This is a genomic window from Streptomyces sparsus (genome assembly GCF_054776295.1).
Genome location: NZ_BAAHCA010001010.1, coordinates 1 through 1657, shown reverse-complemented (window position 1 = coordinate 1657; position 1657 = coordinate 1). Strand labels below are relative to the sequence as shown.

Sequence of the window (1657 nt, the reverse complement as noted above, 5' to 3'; positions counted from 1 at the left end):
CGTGGGGTGGAAGCGGTGGCCGTGGCGCAGCGACTGCTCGGAGGCCAGGTAGCGGTCGTCGCAGGGCGCGGTGGCCGCGGCGAGCGCCGCGGCCTGCCCCTCCCTGCTGGCGGCGACCTGGGTGAGGAACTCGTCGTTGCGCACTCCGGTGCGCAGGTGCAGTTCACGGCCGACGCGGGCGGCGAACCGGTGCCAGGGCAGTTCCTCCCAGCCGCCGTGGTAATGCTCGGAGACGGGACCGGCGAAGCGGTGGGCGCCGGTCGGCGAGGTGCGGCGCAGCCGCACCGCCAGCAGTACGCCGGAGTGCGGCAGCCGGATCAGCAGGCGCCCGTTGTCGACCTGTTGGTCCTGCGGGCCGCAGACCTCCCGGAGCAGGCAGTTGAGCAGGGTGTGGCACACGGCGTCGTCGGCGGTGACGGGGGCGGTGCGCGGCGGGGCGGGAGGCATCGGGACTCCTACGGGTACCGGAGGAAGCGAGCGGGCACCGGGCAGGCGCGGTGCGGTGCGGTGTGAAAGGGGCGGGGCGCGGGCCGGGCCGGGCGGGGTGCGGTGGGCGCGGCGGGCTCAGCGCGGCCGGGACGAGCGTATGCAGCCGGCGCCTCGGGGCGGGTGGGCAGGCGGGGTCCCGGCCGGCCCGGAAGGTGGCTTCTCCGCGTGCGGGCGGACACCGGCGGAGTACGTCAGCACTGCCCGGCCCGCAGGTAGTTGGGCCCGGTGACGTAGTGCTTGTTGATGTCGGCGGCACGGGTGCGGTCCTTGGGCAGCAGGGTGCCCGCGGTGAGCATCGCCTTCACCGGTAGCCGGTCGGCGTGCAGTACGCGGGTCCGCAGCACGTCGGCGCCGGCTCCGGGGGCGGTGTCGAGCCGGTCGACGGCCTCGGTGAGCAGTGCGCGCAGCCGTGCCAGCAGGGCGGGCAGCGGGGCGCGGCCGAGCCGGGCCAGTTCGAAGAGGGGCGCGGCGGCGCAGAGGTGCAGGGTGATGGTGGTGAAGAGGTCGGCGACGGGCAGGTCCGAACCGGTCAGCACCCTGCGGTCGGCGAAGCCGCACAGGTCGGCGGCGGTGGTTCCGCCGAGCCGGGCGGCGAGCCGGCCGGTGTGCACCCGTGGTCCGTCGTTGTCCTTCAGCAGCAGGCGGAGCCGGGTGCGGCCCTGGTGCTCGTCGAGCACCAGGGAGGTGTTCTGCTGGTGCGACTCCAGGGCCACTCCGTAGCCGAAGAGGGTGGTGTGCAGGTCGAACAGCAGGCGCAGGTAGGCGTCGAGCAGCGCGTCCAGGTCTCCGTCGAAGTAGCGGTCGGCCAGTTCGTCGGCGACCGTGGTGCCGTCGGGCAGCGGGGCGAGCAGCGCGGCCGCCGACACCACGTGGGCGGTGTCGAGCCCGGGTGGCTGGCGGCGCACCAGCACGCTGAGCAGTTCGTGGCCGGTGCTGAGGTGGGTGCGTTCGTCGGCGAGCAGGACGCGGCGGGCGAGGCGCGGTTCGCGGGCCAGCAGGTGGGCGACGAGCCGCTGGCCGACGGCGCCGTCGACCAGGCTGCCGGGCTTGATGGTGCGCCGGTTGCGCAGGCCCAGTGTCGCGGTGGCTAGGGGCAGTTTGAGATGGACGCGCGGATCGTCGCGGACCGCGACGGTCCGCATCGACAGCGTCGGGCGGACGTCCAGCC

Annotated in this window: 1 protein-coding gene and 1 pseudogene; both read right to left on the bottom strand. The window is 75.0% G+C overall.

All coding sequences use genetic code 11. From position 1 onward, the window contains the following. Positions 1-447 (bottom strand): annotated as a pseudogene (locus ACYVE9_RS25855) (iron transporter); the annotation flags it as partial. Between the two features lie 233 nt (positions 448-680). After that, a partial coding sequence (locus ACYVE9_RS25850; protein WP_461030316.1) for an IucA/IucC family protein occupies positions 681-1657 on the bottom strand: 977 nt, incomplete at its 5' end.